Below are 4,712 nucleotides of genomic sequence, written 5' to 3'. Positions count from 1 at the left end.
CGTGAACGAGCACCCCGACCTCGTCGAGGGCATCCGCGCGCAGATCGTCGACAAGGATCGCAACCCGAAGTGGGACCCGGCGACCCTGGCCGAGCTCGCTCCGGACGCCGGTGCCCCCGCGCGCGCGTACGTTCCGCAGCCCGCCCTGTTCTGAGCCCGGGTTGTTCTGAGCGAGGGCGTGTTCACCTGTCGGGAGGATGCACGGTTGTCGGGTTGAACCGGCGGTTTCGGCACGCTGGACGCCGGAACTCCCGACGGACAAACTCCGGTGAGCTCGAGGTCGTACGTCACGGGGCCGGTTCGCCGGAAACTCGTCGTCCGTCCGCGCGGAGAAACCGCTGATCGGAGCGGGAGGCGGTTCGCTGTGAGCGAAGGTCCACCGTGAGGGGGATACGAATGTCCGTGGATCGTGGCACTCTGTCTTGTGGCCGATTGTCGGTCGGCATCCGTCTGCCGAGAAATCCGCCGCTTCATCCTTCCTAGAAAGTCCGCCTGTGCTGGGAAAAATTCTCCTCCGCTATCTCTCCCGATACCGATGGCTGCTGCTCGCGGTGCTGGTCTTCCAGCTCGCCAGCGTGGCGGCGACCCTTTACCTCCCGCGCCTGAACGCCGACATCATCGACAAGGGCGTCGCCCGCGGTGACACCGCGTACATCTGGAGCACCGGTCTGTTCATGCTCGCGGTCTCGCTGGGGCAGATCATCGCCTCCGTCACCGCGACGTACTTCGCCGCGCGCGCCGCGATGGGCGCCGGCCGCGACATCCGCGCCGACGTGTTCGGCAAGGTCAGCGGCTTCTCCGAGCGCGAGGTCTCGCAGTTCGGCGCCGGCTCGCTCATCACCCGCAACACGAACGACGTGCAGCAGGTGCAGATGCTCGCGATGATGGGCGCCACCATGCTCGTCACGGCCCCGCTGCTCGCGATCGGCGGCATCATCTTCGCCGTGCAGACCAACGTCGGCCTGAGCTGGCTCATCGCCGTCTCGGTGCCGCTGCTGCTGATCCTGGCCGCCGTCGTCATCGGGCGCATGGTGCCGCTGTTCCGCAGCTACCAGGGCAAGCTCGACAACGTCAACCGCATCATGCGTGAGCAGCTCACGGGTGTCCGTGTTGTGCGCGCCTTCGTGCGCGAGCGCATCGAGGAGGAGCGCTTCCGCGGCGCCAACACCGACATCATGGTGGTCGGGCGCAAGGTCGGCTCGCTCTTCGTGCTGCTGTTCCCGCTGTTCATGCTCATCCTCAACGTCACCGTCGTCTCGGTCATCTGGTTCGGCGGCATCGAGGTCAACAACGGCACGGTGCAGGTGGGCACGCTGTTCGCCTTCATGCAGTACATCGGCCAGATCATGGGCGGCGTCATCATGGCCAGCTTCATGGCGATGATGATCCCGCGCGCCGCGGTCTCGGCCGAGCGCATCGGCGAGGTGCTCGACTCCGAGTCCACTCTGGTCCGCCCCGAGAACGGCGTCACGGAGTTCCCGGTCCCCGGTGCCGTCGCACTCGACGACGTCGAGTTCACCTACCCCGGAGCCGACTCCCCGGTGCTCACCGGCATCAGCTTCGCCGCGCAGCCGGGCGAGACGGTCGCGATCGTCGGATCCACCGGATCGGGCAAGACGACCCTCGTGTCGCTCATCCCGCGTCTGTTCGACGTCTCGGGTGGTGCCGTGCACGTCGGCGGCACCGATGTGCGCGACGCCGACGTCGAGTCCCTCTGGGACAGTATCGGCCTGGTGCCGCAGCGTCCGTTCCTCTTCACCGGCACCGTCGCGTCGAACCTGCGTTACGGCCGCGAAGAGGCGACGGACGAAGAGCTCTGGCACGCACTCGACATCGCTCAGGGCCGCGACTTCGTCGAAGAGATGCCCGACGGCCTCGAGTCCCGCATCGCCCAGGGCGGCACGAACGTCTCCGGCGGTCAGCGTCAGCGACTCGCGATCGCCCGTGCGATCGTGCACCAGCCGCAGATCCTCGTCTTCGACGACTCGTTCTCGGCCCTCGACCTCACGACCGATGCCCGGCTCCGCCAGGCACTGTGGCGGGAACTCCCGCACGTGACGAAGATCGTGGTCGCCCAGCGCATCTCCACGATCACGGATGCCGATCGCATCGTCGTCCTCGACGGCGGCACCATGGTCGGCGTCGGCACGCATGAGGAACTGCTCGAGACGAGCGACACCTACCGAGAGATCGTCGAGTCGCAGCTGGGGGTGGATGCATGAGCGCGCAGGACAACGACCAGGCCAAGGCCAAGCGCGGCCGGGGCAAGGCGGCACCCGCCGTGGCCGAGGTCGAGCTGAGCGCCGAGGAGAAGTACGAGGCCGAGCTCGCCGAGCAGGCGCGTCAGAACTCCGGCGATTGGGACAGTGTCGCACCCGGCAAGGCCGACAACTTCGGCCCCAGCTTCGCGCGCATGATCGGGCTGCTGAAGCCGTCGGCCATCTGGTTCGTCTTCGTGTCGGTCCTGGGCGCGATCGGCGTGGTCCTGACGGTCGCGGCGCCCAAGGTGCTCGCCGAGGCGACGAACCTCGTCTACAAGGGCTTCATCTCCATCCAGCTCGGACAGCCGACCGACGGGTTCCCCGGCTTCCCCGCCGGTACGTCGCAGGACGTCGTGGTCGAGGCCCTGCGAGCCGGCGGCCAAGACGACTTCGCGAACCAGGTCGGGGCGCTGGGCGACTTCACCGTCGGCCAGGGCGTCGACTTCGACGCGTTGCGGCTCGTCATCGCGGCGGTCCTCGGGATCTATGTGGCCGCGGCCTTCCTCACCTGGATCCAGGGCTACGTCATCAACGTGATCATGGTCCGCACCATGTGGCGACTACGCGAGTCCGTCGAGGCGAAGATCAACCGCCTGCCGCTGGCCTACTTCGACAAGGTGCAGCGCGGCGAGCTGATCTCGCGCGTCACGAACGACATCGACAACATCACGCAGACGATGCAGCAGTCGCTCTCCGGTGCCCTCACCTCGGTGCTCACCGTGATCGGCGTGCTCGTCATGATGTTCTCGATCTCGTGGCAGCTCGCGCTCGTGGCCCTGGTCACGCTGCCGCTCATGGGAGTGATCTTCGGCATCATCGGACCGCGGTCGCAGAAGGCCTTCGGCATGCAGTGGCGCAAGGTCGGTCGACTGAACGCCCGTGTCGAGGAGGCATTCTCGGGCCACGCGCTGGTGAAGGTCTTCGGACGCGAGAAGGATGCGCTTGACCGGTTCCAGGTCGAGAACGAAGAGCTGTTCCAGGCGAGCTTCAAGGCGCAGTTCCTCTCCGGCATCATCATGCCGGCCATGATGTTCGTCGGAAATCTCAGCTACGTGGGCATCGCGGTGCTCGGCGGTCTGATGGTCGCGAACGGTCAGCTCCGTCTCGGTGACGTGCAGGCGTTCATCCAGTACTCGCAGCAGTTCACGCAGCCGCTGTCCGAGCTGGGTGGCATGGCCGCGGTCGTGCAGTCCGGAACGGCATCGGCCGAGCGTGTCTTCGAGCTGCTGGACGCCGATGAGCAGGAGGCCGATGACGCCGACGCTCCCGATCTGGTGGAGGGCAAGGGCGTGATCGAGTTCGAGAACGTCGCGTTCTCCTACACGCCGGAGCGTCCGCTCATCCGCGACCTGTCGTTCCGGGTCGAGCCCGGGCAGACGGTCGCCATCGTGGGCCCGACCGGGGCGGGGAAGACCACGCTGGTCAACCTGATCATGCGCTTCTACGAGCTCAGCGGCGGGCGGATCATGCTCGACGGCCAGGACATCGCCGAGGTCACCCGCGACGAGCTGCGCTCACGCACCGGCATGGTGCTCCAGGATCCGTGGCTGTTCGCCGGCAGCATCCGCGAGAACATCCGTTACGGGCGCTCCACCGCGACCGATGACGAGGTTCTCGCCGCCGCCAGAGCGACCTACGTCGACCGCTTCGTGCACGCCCTCCCCGAGGGTTACGACACGGTGCTCGACGAGGATGCAGCGAACGTGTCGGCGGGTGAGCGCCAGCTCATCACCATCGCGCGAGCCTTCGTCGCGCAGCCGTCGATCCTCATCCTCGATGAGGCCACCTCGGCGGTCGACACCCGCACCGAGCTGCTGCTCCAACACGCGATGGCCGCGCTCCGTGAAGGACGTACATCGTTCGTGATCGCGCACCGTCTGTCGACGATCCGCGACGCCGACCTCATCCTGGTGATGGAGCATGGCGACATCGTGGAGAAGGGCACGCACGACGAGCTGATCGCCGCGCAGGGCGCCTACTGGCGTCTGTACCAGTCGCAGTTCGAGCAGGCGGCGACCGACATCGACGCCGACAACGCCCTCACCGGGGTCGTGGTGCCGATCGTGACGTCGGCCTCGGCCGGGAGCGGATGCACGCCGGCGGGCAGTTCGTGGGCGAGAAGGTGCTCGACGGCGAAGAGCTGCACCGAGAACGACAGGTCCATGATCTCGATCGGGTTGCAACGCGCTCGAAGAAGATCATCCGGCTCGTCTCCCTCCCCGTCTCCACGATCGAGGGTCTTCCGGACAACCTGCTGGTCGCCGGCCGAGAACTGCGAAACGACCGGGTCGACCTGTTCCTCCGAGATGGAGAGACCGGCGCCGAACGTCACATCGGCGGCCGGCACCCCCGCAATCTCGACGCCGCCCGCGTCGCGATCGATCCGTTGAAGGTGTTCGGCCCGAGCGACGAGTCGCGCGGCGGACCTTCACGGTCAGGGCGCCTCCGCGC

3 protein-coding genes are annotated in these 4,712 nt (G+C 67.1%); all 3 read left to right on the top strand.

The genetic code is table 11. The annotated features are described in order from the left end of the window. On the top strand, positions 1-154 hold a 154-nt coding region (locus KZA10_RS08210), incomplete at its 5' end, for an enoyl-CoA hydratase/isomerase family protein (protein ID WP_218682620.1). A 340-nt stretch (positions 155-494) separates the two neighbouring features. Then, positions 495-2,222: an ABC transporter ATP-binding protein gene (locus KZA10_RS08205; RefSeq protein WP_218682619.1), complete on the top strand. Its 1,728-nt coding sequence runs from the start codon at positions 495-497 to the stop codon at positions 2,220-2,222. Further along, positions 2,219-4,651: an ABC transporter ATP-binding protein gene (locus KZA10_RS08200; protein ID WP_256934565.1), complete on the top strand. Its 2,433-nt coding sequence runs from the start codon at positions 2,219-2,221 to the stop codon at positions 4,649-4,651. Before KZA10_RS08205 ends, KZA10_RS08200 begins: the two co-directional genes overlap by 4 nt. The last annotated feature ends 61 nt before the right edge of the window (positions 4,652-4,712 follow it).

The sequence above is a fragment of the Microbacterium sp. BF1 genome (assembly GCF_019279095.1).
In the GTDB taxonomy this organism is placed as follows: Bacteria; Actinomycetota; Actinomycetes; order Actinomycetales; family Microbacteriaceae; genus Microbacterium; species Microbacterium maritypicum.
Note: the sequence above shows the minus strand (reverse complement) of the source record. Positions and strands in the feature narration are given on the sequence as shown.

Coding starts and splice junctions, on each gene's coding strand:
- KZA10_RS08200 (WP_256934565.1), top strand. CDS start 2,219: ATGAGCGCGCAGGACAACGACCAGGCCAAGGCCAAGCGCGGCCGGGGC.